The sequence below is a fragment of the Lentilitoribacter sp. EG35 genome (assembly GCF_040784015.1).
In the GTDB taxonomy this organism is placed as follows: domain Bacteria; phylum Pseudomonadota; class Alphaproteobacteria; order Rhizobiales; family Rhizobiaceae; genus Lentilitoribacter.
Window position 1 is genome coordinate 242798 of the sequence record NZ_JBFNGQ010000002.1, and the last position, 16055, is coordinate 258852.

Consider the following 16055-nt stretch of genomic DNA (forward strand, 5'->3'; position numbering starts at 1 on the left):
TTCTAAGCGACGTAAAAATAGAGTGAAACCAAGTGGGTGAACAGGTTCAACTAACAATCTACTTGCTGATAAGGCAATTAATCGCCGATCTCCATTCGCCATATTTATGATCTCGAGTTGCGTCACTCATCGAGGCTTCAAAACGTCGTTCAAGCTTCCAAGAATTTGCAAATTCATCCATATCTGGCCATGTGCCGCTTTTCATACCTGCAAGCCATGCTGCGCCGAGTGCCGTTGTTTCCAGCACGGTTGGACGATCAATAGGTGCATTTAGTATGTCAGACAAGAATTGCATCGTCCAATCGCTGGCAACCATGCCACCATCGACGCGCAACGTCACATCATCAAGCTCGCGACCCCAATCATCCTGCATGGCTTCAATCAAATCACGCGTTTGATAACAAGCTGCTTCCAAAGCTGCCTTGGCAATTTCATTTGGACCTGTGCTGCGTGTAAGGCCAAACATTGCACCACGCACATCAGCATTCCAATAGGGTGCACCTAAGCCTGCAAATGCTGGTACCAATACTACATTTTGCTCGCTATCTGCCTGACTTGCCAGTTTACCAGTCTGTTCCGCACTATCGATAATTTTCAAACCATCGCGCAACCACTGAACAGCTGCACCAGCAATAAAGATTGATCCCTCAAGAGCATATGTTGTCTTGCCGTTAAGTTGATAGGCAATCGTTGTCAGCATTCGATTTTTGGAAGGAACAATGTTCTCACCCGTATTAAGCATCATGAAACAACCCGTTCCATAGGTAGATTTCACCATGCCGGGTTTAAAACAAGCTTGCCCCAATGTCGCTGCATGCTGATCGCCGGCAATACCAAGCACGGGAATAGAAACACCAAACAAAGCCTTGTCAGTCTCACCAAAATTAGAGGCTGTATCTTCGACACTTGGCAGCAAAGCATGAGGCACTTCAAACAGTGCCAGCAGTTCATCATCCCACGAGCCATCACGAATGTTGTATATCAACGTTCGTGCAGCATTTGTGGCATCGGTTTTATGCGATTTTCCGCCAGTTAGTTTCCAAAGGAGATAGGTATCAATTGTTCCGAATAACAATTTTCCATTTTCAGCTTTTGCGCGTGCGCCGTCGACATTCTCCAGTAGCCATCTAATTTTTGTTGCAGAGAAATACGGATCGAGCAGAAGGCCTGTTTTGGCTGTAACTTTTTCTTCAACCCCATTGGCCTTTAGTGAGGCACAATATTCAGATGTTCGACGATCCTGCCACACAATCGCTTTATGAATAGGTTCGCCACTATCTTTATCCCAAACGACTACTGTTTCTCGCTGATTGGTAATGCCAATGCCCGCGATTGAAGATGCCTCAATGCCCGCTTTTGCGATTGCATTTCTTGATGTTTCAAGGACTGTTTTCCAAATCTCTTCGGCCTCATGCTCTACCCATCCTGACGATGGGAAGTGCTGGGTGAACTCCATCTGATCTGACGCAATGGGTGAATAGTTACCGTCAAAGATGATAGAACGTGTTGATGTTGTTCCCTGATCAATTGCTAGAATATAGCTCGCCATTTTGCCTCCCAAGACAATCATTGTGTACGCATATGCGATTTGTAAACTGAATTTAATTCAAGCATTACAGAAAAGCGAGCGCGGTTGCACTAATTTTTTAGTAGATGTAAAAATACGTCACCAAATAAAAAAGGATGGTGATTATCACAATCATCCATCCTCAATATTTACAGTACTTCAATCAATTACTATTTGATCGGAACAACTTTATCGCCTTCATCTTGTGAAGCATCTTCGGCACGACTGTCTGCAATACGTTGTTCATCATCAAGTCGAGCTTGCTTGCGAAGATCGGCATTTTCACTTTCAAGATTTCTCAAGCGCTTTTCAAACATTGACGTCGTAGATTTGAAGTCATTCTGGATTGCATCAATGGTCTTCTCCGCAGATTCTTTCTGCGAGTAAACATTCGCATTCTCTTCGCGGAGCATATTCAACTCATCTTGCAATTTTTTATTCTTATCAAGAAGATCAGCATGACGATTATCCATCTCAGTCTGCAAATCAGTAAAAATTTGAGACCTAGCACCGGATTCAGAAAGCTGTTCGTTCAAAGATTTGATCACGACATCTTTCTGGCTAATATCAAGTGCCAATTGAACATTTTCCTTGCGAACTTCAGCTGTCCGCTGGCTATCTACACGTGATCGAGCACGCGCTTCTTCCAGTATACCTTCCATAGTACGGGCACGCGTTCGCGCGGATTCAAGCTCGTTATTAAGAGCTCGGTTGCTCTCTTCACGGGCACGAACAATATGTTCATTTTCCTTGCTAAGGCCTGCAATTTCCAGCGAAAGCTGATTAATTTTGTTCTCAGCTTGCTCCAACTTTGCTTCGCCGACTTTCAATATCGTATCTTTACTTGCAAGTTCTTCGCGCAATGACTGGCTGGCTTTTTCAAGCTCAACCTTTGCTCTCTGCAAAAAGTCCGTTTTTGCTTCAAGTGTACTCAAAGTTTCCCGAGTTTCTTGAAGTTTGCCATCATAATCAGAGTTTGCTTTTTCAAGAGATGTTTTCTGAGAAATTAACTTTTCTACAGTCGCATCCAGTACATCTTTCTCTTTTGCAAGACTTTTGGCGATAGGTGTTATTTTTTCAAGTTTCTTTTCAGATTCAAAAACACGCGCCTTAAATTCCCGAAGATCCGCTTCCGCATTAACTCGGTAATCCTGCATCACTTTTAGATTGCGAGACTCTTGATCAAGTTTCATTTTCAGCGTTTCTTCGCGCTCTCGAAGACGTACAACATCATTCTCATAACGTAAGGCTGTTTCTTTGTAGCGCTGACACTCATTATTTAACTCTGAGTTTTTTCCCTCAAGCTCGGCACGTGCCACACGCATTTCTTCGTGACTTTGTGTCATTTTCCGGAAAAAAGCTGGAATTTTATCCAAGGAAACAAGAGCATCTTTGTAGTCCGCAACCAGAATGTCATATTCACTCTCTGATGTTGCGCGTCTTAATTCGGTAACATTATTGGATTCTAGATCTTGCATTTCCGGCTCACCTTCATTGCGATTTGAATTAAAAAGTCGAATCATTACAAAACCTCTTAGAATTATTTTTATGATTTTCAGGCTGTTTATAGCACATTTAGGCTTATTATTTCCTGGTTCTGACCGTAACTCGCGAATCTATTTGAGCAAACAGTACCGTTTCAAATTTATCCGAAGCTGTATCCTAAGTTGAGGATAACGTCGCAACATCATTTCGTAAGAAAATATGAAGCAAAAATATACCTCAATTAATATTACGACGGGTAAAAAAGTGAGTCAATGTTATTAAAATATTAATAATTCAAAACTTTCAACCCTACAGGCACTTGTGCACTAAACACAGAAAAACCTGAGAGCTATCGCGACAAGGTCGAACTGCGCGGGGTAGAGACAAAATCGTGCACCAGAGTACAAACGTTAAGTGATGATTAGGCTTAAATGGACATTGATTTGTAAATCAACCAAGATAAAGTTGAGTTGCATGCATAAATCTATCTGTTAAGCGTTCGCATGCCGTGCTTGAGTATCCAGCAGGTTGATGAGCTGTCGACATTCTTCCAATCCTCAGCAAGCTGCCTGATGCGATCAGGATGATCTTTCGATACATCATTAATCAAATTTGCAATCGATTTCCGCACATATTTGGACGTATCCTCTTTCAGCGGTTCAATAAGTTTGAGCATTGGTTCTGGGTTATTGATAAACGTGTTTAGCTGTTTTGCCCAAGGTAATCGTGGGCGCCCTCCTTCTACTGCCAATCTTCGAACATGTACGTTCTGCGATTGTGCCCAGTTATTCATATATTGCAAAGCTTTTGCCGTATCACGCTCAATATACGGTCGAACAGAATATTCAGATGTATGTCGCATGGTTATCTTCTCATTCAACCTCATTGAGATATCAAAGTTTTCTAAACCAAACTCTTCAACCAAACGGGCAATCGGCATAAGCCAGTATCCCTTGATAAACATACCCTCTTCTGTTTCGAGTGGTGAACCCAGAGAATATTCCAGCACCTCGCCAGCTTTTGAATAGTCATCAGGAAGTTGATCGCGGAGGGCCTTCGCCATCAGATAGACACGATCTTTCAATTCTAGACCATTGACTCCTTCATCGACTTCATCGGCATATTTTTCTGTGTCAAAATTGTCATAATTCGGCTCAATCGCCGCGCCAATCCTAAGTGCACAATCGCGATCAAACCATTCCTTAAGTTTCTTTGCCATTAGTGTCGCCTTTCTAGCATGCAAAGTTTCTGTTCACCAAAGGCCTTAACTTCAGTCTATGGGCGGCAAGTTATGCTGGGCACGTCTCATCAAGACAATCGGAAGAGGATCTATGTGTGCAGAAAATTAACATACATTCTGTATGTATGCAACAATTTTATGAATCACCTACACCAAAGCAACGAACAACCTCGACAAGCGGTTTTATTTTCAAACCTTCCCGTATATCGTGCATACATAGGTAAAATTGATGAACCCGAATCATTTAAATGCATCTTAGACAGGAATATCGATGAAGGCATTCCAGGTTTTCTATCTTTTTATTTTCATTTTTTTCTATTCGCTCAACACGTACATTTTTGCACAATCGGAAAAATGTACGTTCTCAGAAACAACAATAGATGGAAAAATTTTGGAGTTTGTGAAACATGCTACACCAAAAAAACCAAACTATGTTGGTGGCAATGCAGTGAAACTACTGAAGGAAATTTCCTATACAGATTGTTCTGGTGAAAAACATATCGTTGAGCAAGGGACGACATTCAAAAACTTATCAATTCCCATCGAAGCATGGAACACTCTTGGCTACCAATCACCATGGTCAGGAAAACTTCAACGCCCTGTTATTCTCCACGATCACTTGTGTAGAAATACATGGCATACTTCAGAACAAGTACATCAGGTATTTTTTGAGGCATTGCAATCTGAAGGCGTTGATAAATTTCAATCGTTGCTTCTATATTCAGCAGCATACCTTTTTGGACCTCAATGGGCACCTCAAGATGGTGCGACGCATCAACCAAAATACAGACAGAGCGTACTGCAGCTCATTTCTCAACTTATTACAGGTGACAAAACTTTGGGCTCATATATCGAACACACTGTCGCGCCACCGCTCGAAACCGGCACAACTTATGTCGCAGGGTCTGCCACAGTCTATTATATGGAAGATATTGATCGCACCAAATTAACAGATGACAGGTTGCTGGCCGATATCAAAGCAATTGGAGCTATTCTCACGCAATTATCTGACCATCAGATCCATAAACTTAGTGAAGACGGAATATTCGTCCTGGCGGGATGAAACCAGTTTTAATATCCCGATACGCAATCCTAGTTTAGAAAATGGCCTAGTTTAGAAAATGGCCTAGTTTAGAAAATGGCCTAGTTTGGGAAATGGTGGAGCATAGCGGGATCGAACCGCTGACCTCTTCGCTGCCAGCGAAGCGCTCTCCCAGCTGAGCTAATGCCCCATAATTGCCGGACCTGAGTATCCGACAGGGTAATTTAAATTCAACCCTATTTTAAAAGGGCCAGACAGATGGCAATCTGCAAAATTAACTTTCATCACCATCGTCAGAAACAACAACAAGGTCAGATAGATCATCATCATCATCTTCATCTGTCACGAGGAATGTGTCATCAGCAGGTTCGCCAATAGTTTCATCATCATCATCGTCATCAAGATCTGGAATATCTTTAACACCGGCTGTTTCATCGTCGGCATCTTCCAAGCTTACAATTTCCACACCATCATCATCCAATTCAGGTGTTGTTGCTTCCGCGGCATCTTCTTTTGTTTCTGCTTCGTCTTTTACTTCTTCTACAGCAGGCTCTTCTTCCTCTGGCTCTTCAAAGAAAGATAAAGGATAGCTTTGACCCGAGTAGGGAGAAACAATCGGATCACGATTTAGATCGTAAAATTTACGATCGGTTTCAGGACACACACGTTTTGTTCCAAGTTCAGGTTTAGCCAATTCATTGCCTCTTTATAATCAGTAATGGTGCGTCTAGTGACACATACGCAGCCAAATTTTTAGATTGTTAGCGAACCCTTAAACACCTTCCGGCGAAATTGTCAAAGCCAAAGTGCATAAAATTCGAACTTAGACTAAAAATGCACTTCCTATGCGGCTCAAAAGCAATTTCAAGATGACAAAATGGATACGCTATGCTAATTGCCGTTTTGCGAACTGACGGATGATGAGGTTTCATACGGAGAACCAATACACCTCTCCCATCCAAATTTATATGGCTACTCTATATGACTACAGGCCAAATTCATAAGATCACAGGAGTGACCTCAAATGTCACATTCGCCGGATTCTCATCCGCATGCACCAACTCGTCCTAATTTGCCACGTCCAACATCAGCGCACAAATCATCATCCCTAAAAGGCACTATTCGCATCCCAGGTGATAAATCAATTTCGCATCGTTCATTTATGTTCGGCGGACTTGCCTCAGGTGAGACGCGTATAAGAGGCCTTCTCGAAGGCGAAGATGTCATCGCCACTGGAAACGCCATGCGAGCTATGGGCGCCAAAATAGTAAAACAAGGTGAGGAATGGATTGTAACCGGCACCGGAAACGGTTGCCTTCTAGCACCTGAAAAACCGCTAGATTTCGGCAACGCAGGAACTGGATGCCGCCTAACTATGGGTTTGGTTGGCGTTTATGATTTCAAATCAACCTTCATTGGCGATGCCTCGCTCTCATCCCGCCCGATGGGCCGTGTTTTAAACCCTCTTCGAGAAATGGGGGTTCAAGTAGAAGCTGAATCTGGTGATCGTTTGCCAGCCACCTTGCAAGGACCACGCATTGCAGCACCAATTACCTACACGGTGCCTATGGCATCCGCGCAGGTAAAATCAGCTGTATTGTTGGCAGGATTAAATACACCCGGTACAACAGTCGTCGTTGAAAACGTCTACACCCGCGATCATACCGAAAAAATGCTGCAAGGCTTTGGCGCCAAACTGGATGTTCAAACAGATACAAATGGCGTCCGTACCATTTCACTTGAAGGTCAGGGGGAGTTGCGCGGACAAAATATCGATGTACCAGGAGATCCATCCTCGACTGCGTTTCCGCTTGTTGCCGCTCTTTTAGCTCCAGACTCAGACATCACAATTGAAAATGTGTTGATGAACCCAACGCGAACAGGCCTCATTACAACGCTTGTTGAAATGGGTGCGAAAATCGACATATTAAACCCCCGTCAAAATGGCGGCGAAGATGTTGCTGATCTTCGCGTCCGCTCCTCTGACCTTAAAGGTATTGTGGTTCCGCCCGAACGCGCAGCATCAATGATTGATGAATATCCCATCCTCGCAGTTGCTGCCGCTTACGCAGAAGGGGAAACCTTTATGGATGGGTTAGATGAACTTCGTGTCAAAGAAAGCGACAGGCTTGCAGCTGTTGCGAATGGGCTTAAACTTAATGGTGTTTCGTGTGAAGAGGGCGAGATGTCCTTAAAGGTATATGGACGCCCCGATGGTAAAGGTTACGGCAATCCAAATGGTGATCAGGTGACAACCCATCTGGATCATCGCATCGCTATGAGTTTTCTCGTGTTAGGGCTTGCAAGTGAGCACCCCGTCCAAGTTGACGACGGCAATGTGATCAAAACCAGCTTCCCAGAATTTATGGATTTAATGACGGGACTTGGTGCAGATATCAAACAGGACGCATAATGTCTGAGAAAACATTCATCATAGCTATTGATGGGCCGGCAGCTTCTGGCAAGGGGACAATTTCACGTCGCCTTGCCAAGGAGCTTAAATTTCACCATCTCGACACAGGATTAACCTATCGCGGCGTTGCAAAGATGCTTCTTGACCAAAACCTTCCACTCGATGATGTTACTTTGGCAGAACAAGCTGCGCGAGAGCTTGATCTCGGCACTATGGATGGAAACATTTTATCCGCACATGACATAGGTAATGCAGCATCGAAAGTTGCCGTCATTCCGAGTGTGCGAAAAATTCTTGTTGATGCACAACGCGCTTTTTCTGCAAAAACTCCGGGCAGCGTATTAGATGGTCGTGACATTGGAACCGTTGTTTGCCCCAATGCAGATGTAAAGATTTATGTCACCGCGAAAGCTGAAACGCGGGCTGAACGTCGCTTTAAAGAGGCACAAAGCAAGGGTGGGACACAATCTTACGATGAGGTTTTGACTGATATCAAAGCTAGAGATGAGCGAGATTCGGGCAGAAAAGACAGTCCAATGCGCCAAGCTGACGATGCCCACTTGCTAGATACGAGTAAAATGGATATAGAGACAGCGTTTACTGCAGCAAAAGCACTGATTAATGCTGCCTTGAACACAAAGTAAATACATAAATTATCAGCGATCGTCCCTAGCGTCGCATATTGCTCTTAAGCAATTCGGATGAAATCTGATTGATGAAACACTAACAAAGACGCTTTTCGTGAACCAAGGTTTGCGAGTTTTACGGAGAATATATGTCAGATACGAATATGATGGAGGACTTTGCGTCCCTCCTCGAAGAATCGTTTGCAGGTAGTGATGCAGTTGAGGGTTCTGTTATTAAGGGAACCGTGACTGCAGTTGAAAAAGACGTTGCAATCATTGATGTTGGCCTCAAAGTTGAAGGCCGTGTACCGCTTAAAGAATTTGGCGCACAAGGCAAAGACGGAACAATTGTACCTGGTGCAGAAGTTGAAGTTTATGTCGAGCGTATTGAAAACGCGCTTGGTGAAGCTGTTCTTTCACGCGAGAAAGCTCGCCGTGAAGAAAGCTGGATCCGTCTCGAAGTTAAATTCGAAGCTGGCGAACGCGTTGATGGTGTTATCTTTAACCAAGTTAAAGGTGGATTCACAGTTGATCTTGATGGCGCCGTTGCCTTCTTGCCGCGTTCACAAGTGGACATTCGCCCAATTCGCGATGTGACACCTTTGATGCACAACCCACAGCCATTTGAAATTTTGAAAATGGACAAACGTCGTGGCAATATCGTTGTGTCTCGCCGTACAGTTCTTGAAGAGAGCCGTGCTGAACAGCGCTCTGAAATTGTACAAAACCTTGAAGAAGGTCAGGCAGTTGATGGTGTTGTTAAAAACATCACTGATTACGGCGCCTTCGTTGATCTTGGTGGCATCGATGGTCTACTCCACGTGACTGACATGGCATGGCGCCGAGTTAATCACCCATCAGAGATCCTGACGATTGGCGAGACAATCAAAGTTCAAATCGTTCGCATCAACCAGGATACACACCGTATCTCACTTGGTATGAAACAGCTTGAAACTGATCCATGGGATGGCATCGATGCTAAATTCCCACTTGGTAAGAAAATCTCTGGTTCTGTTACAAATATCACTGACTATGGTGCGTTTGTTGAGCTTGAGCCAGGCATTGAAGGCTTGATCCACGTTTCTGAAATGTCTTGGACTAAGAAAAACGTACACCCAGGTAAAATCTTGTCAACGTCTGAAGAAGTTGAAGTGGTTGTGTTGGAAGTTGATCCAGCTAAACGCCGTATTTCACTTGGCCTTAAACAAACACTCGACAATCCATGGAATGCATTTGCTGACCAATTCCCTGTCGGTGCAGTTGTTGATGGTGAAGTTAAAAACAAAACTGAATTTGGTCTATTTGTTGGCCTTGAAGGTGATGTTGACGGCATGGTTCACCTATCAGATCTTGATTGGAACCTTCCTGGCGAACAAGCTATTGAAAACTTCAACAAAGGCGACGAAGTCAAAGCCGTTGTTCTTGACGTTGATGTTGACAAAGAGCGTATCTCACTTGGCATCAAACAACTTACAAAAGATGCTGTCGGTGAAGCAGTAACATCTGGCGAACTTCGCAAGAATGTTGTTGTTTCTGCTGAAGTCGTTGAAGTTCAAGACGGTGGTCTTGACGTTAAGCTTGTAGATTTCCCAGATGTAACTGCTTACATCCGTCGTGGTGATCTTGCACGTGACCGTGACGAGCAACGTCCAGAGCGTTTCTCAGTTGGTCAAACTGTCGATGCTCGCGTGACAAACTTCTCTAAGAAAGATCGCAAAGTAACTTTGTCAATTAAAGCTCTTGAAATTGCTGAAGAGAAACAAGCTGTTGAACAGTTTGGTTCCTCTGATTCAGGTGCTTCACTTGGTGATATTTTGGGCGCAGCTCTTAAAGGCGGCGACGAGTAAGTCTAACTTACTTCCCAAGTTTGAAATTGAAAACCCGCTGGCAAATGTGCTGGCGGGTTTTTTGTTGCACGCGTTAAGCAGCTGCTACGGCAACCTTTGCTGGGCGTTTCATCTCGGCATTTAACAGGTAGGATGATGCTGCGATAATGATTAACGACCCAAGCCACATGCTACCGACGGGAAGAAAACCGAACACAAGCCACCCCAAAAGAACATTCATTGGAAGCTTGAGGTGATCGAAAGGCTGCAGATAAGCTGCATCAGCCACCGTGTAGGCTTTCGCCAATGCATATTGGGCAAGTGCGGTGAGTATACCAGCCACTACTACCATCCAGATCGCCGTTGGTTCTGAAATCACAAATCCACTCTCAAAGGCAAGAATCGCATTAATAGGTGTCAGCAGAACCAACAGATAAAATGTCAACGTTTGCGGTTTTTCAACCCAGGCCAAACGTTTGGTTGTTAAGCTGGACATCGCCCAGAAGAATGATGCAGCCAGTGGGTATAATGTTTCAATGCCAAATTCATCGGACCACGGTGACAAGATAATCATACCACCCAAAAAGCCAAAACCAACAGCTAACCAGCGCTCTAATCCCACTTTCTCCCTTAAAACCAAGTGAGCGCCAGCAGTTACAAAAAATGGCGCTGTCATGATCAACGCAATAGCTTGCCATATCGGCACATAAGAAAGCCCGACAACCCATAATTGCACACCTACGGCTGCAAAAAACACGCGCAATATATGTAGTGATAGGTTCGAGGTTTTAGCGGCTGATATTTTTCGTAAAATCCAAGGTATGCTAAATAGCAGCGCTACCAAATATTGCCAAAAAACAACTGATGCCGAAGCCTGTCCAAATTGCATCGTTAAAGATTGAAGAAGTGTATTGATAATGGCAAATACGAGGCCCGCGACCACCATCAGAACCGCACCAAAAAGCGCAGCATTTGTATCTAAAATTTTAAAATATTGTACTATTTTTTGAGTCATGGCGTTTTCCTTTCATCTTTCGCACAAGACTCAAGGCAAACAAAAAATGGACACACTCCTGAAGTACAGAAATGTATTCATTTTTTACTCTCTTTCATCCGGACTATAACCGTCGGCTTTGGAATCTCACCAAATCTGCTGACCTTTCCGCTTACAACGGAAAGCGCTCGCGGGCTTTCATAAAACAATGATTACCGCCGGTGGGGAATTTCACCCCGCCCTGAGAACAGAAAGACGTAACCATAAAATAGCTCTATACTCAAGAATATTCTGATCAGTAGAAGTCTTCGACCTACGAATAGACAATGATGTCTTTCAGTCATAATATTAAGTTGTTGGAGAAAACTAACTATGAAAATTGAGAAAAGCTACAATTTACCGTTCCCTCGCAACCAAGTTTTTGCGGCATGGATATCATCCGAGACCGTGATTTCTCCCGCAACCCGCATGAACGTCGATCCTAGAGTTGGAGGCCATTATAAGCTTTTCATGGAAACTCCTGACTTTACGGCAAAGTGTGAAGGCCGATTTTCTAAAATCGTTGAAGATGAATTTTTGCAATATAGTTGGGAATGGAATGGTGATGGCGAGACATCAGAAATAGCTGTTAAATTTAGCGACCATGAAAATGGTACGCATATCGAATTGATCCATGAGAAATTTACAAAACAAGAAAGCGTTGCGATGCACGATGCAGGATGGGATAGCTACGTTGGTGAACTACGCGAACTGTTGGAAAACGCGTCCAGCTAACTTCAGGACCTTTGCAATCTATATAAACCGGATTTACTGCGTACAAAACCATGTTTCTCATAAAACGGCGCGATATGATCTGGACAGTAAAGTTCATAATTTTGAACTGCACTTAATTTTTTATGTGACGTGATTTGATCTAATATTTTTTTCCCAACATGCTGCCCACGAAAATTTGGATTAACGATTAAATCGAAAATAAAGGCCTTGAATGTAAAATCCGATAATACGCGTGCAAAACCAGCCAACTCATTCGTCGGGGTAAAGCCTGCAATAAAAACATCCGAATTATCAAATGCTTTTACAACATCTTTTTGCAGTCGGCCGGAGGTCCACCATTCATGCTTATACAACTCGAAAAGTGAATTGTGGAGATCGGAGGTAAACTCGTATTTCCAATTAAGCTCCACTAATTTGCCCCCAAACTCTAAACCTAACTATGTGCAAAAATATCGGTATCTTCCCATCCCATCAAGTCAAGTTTTGCACGAGTTGGCAAGAACTTGAAACACTCTTCTGCATAACTCTCACGATCTTCGCGTTTCAAATTCACAATCATCTTATCTCTGAGCTGATGAAGATAAAGAACGTCTGATGCAGCATAAGCAAGTTGCGCATCGGTCAAAGTTTCTGCGGCCCAATCTGAGGATTGTTGTTGTTTGGATAGGTCCACGCTGAGCAGTTCACGACACACATCTTTAAGCCCGTGGCGATCGGTATATGTACGTGTTAATTTTGAACCAATCTTGGTGCAAAATACTGGGGCACTGATAACGCCAAATGTATAATACAGAACAGCAATATCAAATCGGCCATAATGAAAGAGTTTTGTTTTACTCGGGTCTTCCAGTAAGGCACAAAGATTTGGAGCCTCTTTCTGCCCCTTACCAATTTGAATGACATCTGCGGATCCATCACCGGGTGAAAGTTGCACCACACAAAGGCGATCACGACGAGGGATCAAACCAAGTGTTTCAGAATCAACAGCAATATCACCGGTATAAAGCGCCGCGGCCTCCTTTGAGATATCGCCCTTATGCAACCGAATTTCAGCCATATTCAAATCCTTTAGAATCACTTTTATATAATCGCTGGTCCAACCTTAAATCAGAACTGGTTCGCTTTGAACCGTTGCAATTGTGTTTAACTTAAGCTATCCAAACAAACGAACCGTTGGGGTGCCAAGTTTTCTTGGCTGAGAGGCTAATCGCTAACCCATCGAACCTGATCCGGGCAATTCCGGCGGAGGGAACGGTAGTTGCTTTTCTAAGCCACCTCTTTTCACCGCCGGTTTTCCTTGGATCATATAGACGAAGAGGTGAACTGTGACTGCTATTGCAATGACGATTGCCGGTTCCGACAGCGGCGGCGGAGCAGGTATTCAGGCTGACTTAAAAACATTTTCTGCTCAAGGTGTTTATGGCGCTAGCGTGGTCACCGCAATTACGGCACAAAATACAAAAGCCGTGACAGCAGTTGAAGATATATCTCCGACAATGGTCAGCGCTCAAATTCACACCGTGCTAGATGATCTGGATGTTGATGCAGTTAAAATCGGCATGTTGTCATCGCCTGACATTATTCATGCGGTCGCAAACTCACTAAAGGGCTCAAATATCCCCATTGTGCTCGATCCTGTGATGGTCGCTAAATCCGGAGATGCTTTACTACGTGATGAAGCGGTTTCAGCTCTCATTGAAGAGCTTTTACCACTTGCAACATTGCTCACACCGAACCTTCCGGAAGCTGCTCGATTGTTAGAAACTGTGCAAGCTGAAAATCCGATGGAAATGGCTTTCCAGGGTTCTGACCTCATGCAATTTGGCCCCAAAGCTGTTTTAATGAAAGGCGGACATGGGGATGAAGACATCTGTACCGACCTGCTGATCGGTGTTAGCGCTGAACCCATCTCATTTGATGCCCAGCGTATCGACACCCAAAATACGCACGGCACTGGCTGCACATTATCGTCGGCAATTGCAGCGGGCCTTGCATTAGGATTAGAGCTTGAAGATGCAGTTGGCCGCGCACATCGCTATCTTCAAGGTGCTATTCGTGAAGCTAACCAATTGAGTATCGGTTCTGGCCATGGACCTGTGCACCACTTTCATAATGTCTGGAATCTTGATGATTGATGTCACAATCAAAGGTGCGGGTGTTCTTGGTCTTTGTGTTGCCACAGAGATTATATCTCGTGGCGGCAATGTCACTATGATTGATCCCAACGGTGCGCCTGGACCCCATACATGTTCATGGTGGGCTGGAGGCATGCTTGCACCATTTTGTGAAGGTGAAAGCGCAGAAGAACCCGTCGTTCGCCTTGGTCAAAAAGCAGCTGAATGGTGGGAAAAGCATGGCGCAGATATCACCTATAATGGCTCACTTGTTGTCGCTCAGGGCCGAGACATTAAAGAACTTAACCGCTTCGGACGAAAAACAACTGCCTTTAAGGAAATTGATGCAGATACGATTTCTAAACTTGAGCCAGATCTCGCCGGGCGATATCGCAAAGCGTTATACTTTAAAGATGAAGCTCACCTTGCTCCACGGAGTGCGTTGACAGTACTACACGACGGCCTGGTAAACGCCGGAGTTCAAATACTAACTGAAGCTGCAACTGATAACAATTCAATGGTAATTAATTGCACCGGACTTGCAGCCCAAAGCAGTCTTAAAGACCTTCGTGGTGTTAAGGGCGAGATGTTGATCCTACATTGCCCTGAACTTGATCTGAAACGTCCAATACGTCTTCTTCATCCTCGCATTCCACTTTATATTGTGCCTCGTGGCGATGGGGTTTACATGCTCGGCGCAACCATGATCGAGACGGGTGAACGTACACGTATCACTGCTCGATCCATGCTTGAAATGCTAACCGCAGCCTATGCTCTTCACCCAAGTTTTGGTGAAGCTGAAATTTTGGAAATCGGCGTTGATGCACGACCTGCATTTCCAGACAATTTGCCGAATATTAGAAAGATCAACGATGTGATCTATGCCAATGGCCTTTACCGCCACGGCTATCTTTTAGCGCCAAGTATTGCAAGCCAAATTGCTGAATATCTTTTTGATGGCAAAAAACCAGAATTCTCTGACAATGTAAGAAACGAGGCGAAAAATGAACATTTTGCTTAACGGTGAGAAGAAAATCGTCTCATCGCAAAACCTGACAGAAGTCCTACATGAGCTTGGTTATGGGGACGCAAAAATCGCAACTGCACTGAATGAAGAATTCATCCCAGAGAAAAAACGATGCGACACTAAACTTGATTCAGGTGATCGTCTTGAAGTTCTCGCTCCAATGCAAGGTGGGTAAGTTGAAAACATTTTACGGCATTAAGCTTGAAAACCCTTTGATGCTTGGCACAGCACAATATCCTTCACCTGCAATATTGGCAGACGCATTCAAATTATCTGGCGCTGGCGTTGCCACTGTTTCGCTGCGCCGTGAAAGTGGTGCTGACCGCGCAGGCCAAAATTTTTGGCAATTGATCAAAGAACTCGATGTTCCTATACTGCCAAATACTGCTGGATGCTACACGGTCAAAGAAGCTGTCACCACCGCACATATGGCACGCGAAATCTTTGACACTAAATGGATTAAGTTAGAGGTTATCGGCCATACGGACACGCTCCAACCAGACGTTTATGCACTTGTGGAAGCGGCTCAAATTCTGACCGAAGATGGGTTTGAGGTTTTCCCTTACACCACCGAAGATATGGTCGTCGCAGAACGCCTACTTGAAGCGGGGTGCGAGGTTCTCATGCCGTGGGGCGCACCTATTGGCTCAGGCCTTGGGCTAAATAACGAACATGGGCTCCGCATGTTGCGCGCGCATTTTCCCGACGTGCCTTTGGTGGTGGATGCGGGCATTGGCTTACCTTCGCAGGCAGCTCACGCAATGGAGCTGGGGTATGACGCGATATTGCTCAACACAGCTGTTGCAAAAGCCGGCGACCCTGCACAAATGGCCAAAGCATTTTCAGACGCGATTTTGGCAGGCAAAGCGGCATTCGATGCAGACCCAATGGAGCCACGCGATATGGCCGAACCCTCAACTCCTGTAATCGGAAAGGCCTTTTTATGA

The 16055-nt window shown here is 44.4% G+C and carries 16 protein-coding genes, 1 tRNA gene and 2 riboswitches; of the genes, 9 read left to right on the forward strand and 8 right to left on the reverse strand.

Annotation, left to right across the window (positions count from 1 at the left end; all coding sequences use genetic code 11):
* Positions 1–58: 58 nt before the first annotated feature.
* The 3 genes from glpK to AB2J24_RS05040 form a co-directional block, all read right to left on the reverse strand.
* Complete coding sequence (gene glpK / locus AB2J24_RS05030; protein WP_367384670.1) at positions 59–1549, reverse strand: glycerol kinase GlpK; 1491 nt, start codon at positions 1547–1549, stop codon at positions 59–61.
* A 188-nt stretch (positions 1550–1737) separates the two neighbouring features.
* Complete coding sequence (locus AB2J24_RS05035; protein WP_162654262.1) at positions 1738–3090, reverse strand: hypothetical protein; 1353 nt, start codon at positions 3088–3090, stop codon at positions 1738–1740.
* 446 nt (positions 3091–3536) lie between these two features.
* On the reverse strand, positions 3537–4271 hold the full coding sequence (locus AB2J24_RS05040) for a DNA alkylation repair protein (protein WP_367384671.1): 735 nt from the start codon (positions 4269–4271) through the stop codon (positions 3537–3539).
* Positions 4272–4563: 292 nt separating this feature from the next.
* On the opposite strand from AB2J24_RS05040, the gene AB2J24_RS05045 reads away from it, so the two are divergent.
* Positions 4564–5355, forward strand: coding sequence for a DUF1353 domain-containing protein (locus AB2J24_RS05045; RefSeq protein WP_367384672.1), 792 nt, complete (start codon positions 4564–4566; stop codon positions 5353–5355).
* 93 nt (positions 5356–5448) lie between these two features.
* Here the strand turns inward: AB2J24_RS05045 and AB2J24_RS05050 are convergent.
* Positions 5449–5524 (reverse strand) — tRNA-Ala (locus tag AB2J24_RS05050).
* A gap of 84 nt (positions 5525–5608) precedes the next feature.
* Complete coding sequence (locus tag AB2J24_RS05055) at positions 5609–6028, reverse strand: TIGR02300 family protein (protein ID WP_162654265.1); 420 nt, start codon at positions 6026–6028, stop codon at positions 5609–5611.
* Between the two features lie 330 nt (positions 6029–6358).
* On the opposite strand from AB2J24_RS05055, the gene aroA reads away from it, so the two are divergent.
* The 3 genes from aroA (at position 6359) to rpsA (ending at position 10220) form a co-directional block, all read left to right on the forward strand.
* Positions 6359–7747, forward strand: a complete 1389-nt coding sequence (gene aroA, locus AB2J24_RS05060) for a 3-phosphoshikimate 1-carboxyvinyltransferase (protein ID WP_367384673.1) — start codon at positions 6359–6361, stop codon at positions 7745–7747.
* Positions 7747–8391, forward strand: a complete 645-nt coding sequence (gene cmk / locus AB2J24_RS05065) for a (d)CMP kinase (protein ID WP_367384674.1) — start codon at positions 7747–7749, stop codon at positions 8389–8391. The genes aroA and cmk overlap by 1 nt, the downstream gene beginning before the upstream one ends.
* Before the next feature lie 131 nt (positions 8392–8522).
* A complete protein-coding gene (rpsA, locus tag AB2J24_RS05070; RefSeq protein ID WP_162654268.1) occupies positions 8523–10220 on the forward strand; it encodes a 30S ribosomal protein S1 in 1698 nt (565 codons plus the stop codon).
* 73 nt (positions 10221–10293) lie between these two features.
* On the opposite strand, the gene AB2J24_RS05075 is transcribed toward rpsA, so the two are convergent.
* Complete coding sequence (locus AB2J24_RS05075; RefSeq protein WP_367384675.1) at positions 10294–11214, reverse strand: DMT family transporter; 921 nt, start codon at positions 11212–11214, stop codon at positions 10294–10296.
* Positions 11215–11296: 82 nt separating this feature from the next.
* A riboswitch (FMN riboswitch) is annotated at positions 11297–11446 on the reverse strand.
* Between the two features lie 119 nt (positions 11447–11565).
* Between AB2J24_RS05075 and AB2J24_RS05080 the strand changes: the two genes are divergently transcribed.
* Entirely contained in the window at positions 11566–11967 is a 402-nt protein-coding gene (locus AB2J24_RS05080) for an SRPBCC family protein (protein WP_367384676.1), read from the forward strand.
* 2 nt (positions 11968–11969) lie between these two features.
* Here the strand turns inward: AB2J24_RS05080 and AB2J24_RS05085 are convergent, their stop codons facing one another.
* Together AB2J24_RS05085 and AB2J24_RS05090 are read right to left on the reverse strand one after the other, a co-directional pair.
* Positions 11970–12377 (reverse strand): GNAT family N-acetyltransferase, encoded by a 408-nt coding sequence (locus AB2J24_RS05085; protein WP_367384677.1) that lies wholly within the window; start codon positions 12375–12377, stop codon positions 11970–11972.
* 23 nt (positions 12378–12400) lie between these two features.
* A complete protein-coding gene (locus AB2J24_RS05090) occupies positions 12401–13024 on the reverse strand; it encodes a ribonuclease D (protein ID WP_367384678.1) in 624 nt (207 codons plus the stop codon).
* Between the two features lie 107 nt (positions 13025–13131).
* Positions 13132–13235, forward strand: a riboswitch (TPP riboswitch).
* Positions 13236–13307: 72 nt separating this feature from the next.
* On the opposite strand from AB2J24_RS05090, the gene thiD reads away from it, so the two are divergent.
* From thiD to AB2J24_RS05110, 4 genes are read left to right on the forward strand one after another with little or no spacing between them, the layout of a single operon-like run.
* Positions 13308–14102, forward strand: a complete 795-nt coding sequence (gene thiD, locus AB2J24_RS05095; RefSeq protein ID WP_162654461.1) for a bifunctional hydroxymethylpyrimidine kinase/phosphomethylpyrimidine kinase — start codon at positions 13308–13310, stop codon at positions 14100–14102.
* Complete coding sequence (locus AB2J24_RS05100; RefSeq protein ID WP_367384679.1) at positions 14095–15102, forward strand: FAD-dependent oxidoreductase; 1008 nt, start codon at positions 14095–14097, stop codon at positions 15100–15102. Before thiD ends, AB2J24_RS05100 begins: the two co-directional genes overlap by 8 nt.
* Positions 15086–15283, forward strand: coding sequence for a sulfur carrier protein ThiS (gene thiS / locus AB2J24_RS05105; protein WP_367384680.1), 198 nt, complete (start codon positions 15086–15088; stop codon positions 15281–15283). Before AB2J24_RS05100 ends, thiS begins: the two co-directional genes overlap by 17 nt.
* Position 15284: 1 nt before the next feature.
* Positions 15285–16055 carry a thiazole synthase gene (locus tag AB2J24_RS05110; protein ID WP_367384681.1) on the forward strand — a complete coding sequence of 257 codons (771 nt, stop codon included), beginning with the start codon at positions 15285–15287 and terminating at the stop codon, positions 16053–16055.

Bases quoted from the DNA above. Each gene is read 5' to 3' on its own strand.
- glpK (WP_367384670.1), bottom strand. From the start codon at position 1,549: ATGGCGAGCTATATTCTAGCAATTGATCAGGGAACAACATCAACACGT.
- AB2J24_RS05035 (WP_162654262.1), bottom strand. From the start codon at position 3,090: ATGATTCGACTTTTTAATTCAAATCGCAATGAAGGTGAGCCGGAAATG.
- AB2J24_RS05040 (WP_367384671.1), bottom strand. From the start codon at position 4,271: ATGGCAAAGAAACTTAAGGAATGGTTTGATCGCGATTGTGCACTTAGG.
- AB2J24_RS05045 (WP_367384672.1), top strand. From the start codon at position 4,564: ATGAAGGCATTCCAGGTTTTCTATCTTTTTATTTTCATTTTTTTCTAT.
- aroA (WP_367384673.1), top strand. From the start codon at position 6,359: ATGTCACATTCGCCGGATTCTCATCCGCATGCACCAACTCGTCCTAAT.
- cmk (WP_367384674.1), top strand. From the start codon at position 7,747: ATGTCTGAGAAAACATTCATCATAGCTATTGATGGGCCGGCAGCTTCT.
- rpsA (WP_162654268.1), top strand. From the start codon at position 8,523: ATGTCAGATACGAATATGATGGAGGACTTTGCGTCCCTCCTCGAAGAA.
- AB2J24_RS05075 (WP_367384675.1), bottom strand. From the start codon at position 11,214: ATGACTCAAAAAATAGTACAATATTTTAAAATTTTAGATACAAATGCT.
- AB2J24_RS05080 (WP_367384676.1), top strand. From the start codon at position 11,566: ATGAAAATTGAGAAAAGCTACAATTTACCGTTCCCTCGCAACCAAGTT.
- AB2J24_RS05090 (WP_367384678.1), bottom strand. From the start codon at position 13,024: ATGGCTGAAATTCGGTTGCATAAGGGCGATATCTCAAAGGAGGCCGCG.
- thiD (WP_162654461.1), top strand. From the start codon at position 13,308: ATGACGATTGCCGGTTCCGACAGCGGCGGCGGAGCAGGTATTCAGGCT.
- AB2J24_RS05100 (WP_367384679.1), top strand. From the start codon at position 14,095: ATGATTGATGTCACAATCAAAGGTGCGGGTGTTCTTGGTCTTTGTGTT.
- thiS (WP_367384680.1), top strand. From the start codon at position 15,086: ATGAACATTTTGCTTAACGGTGAGAAGAAAATCGTCTCATCGCAAAAC.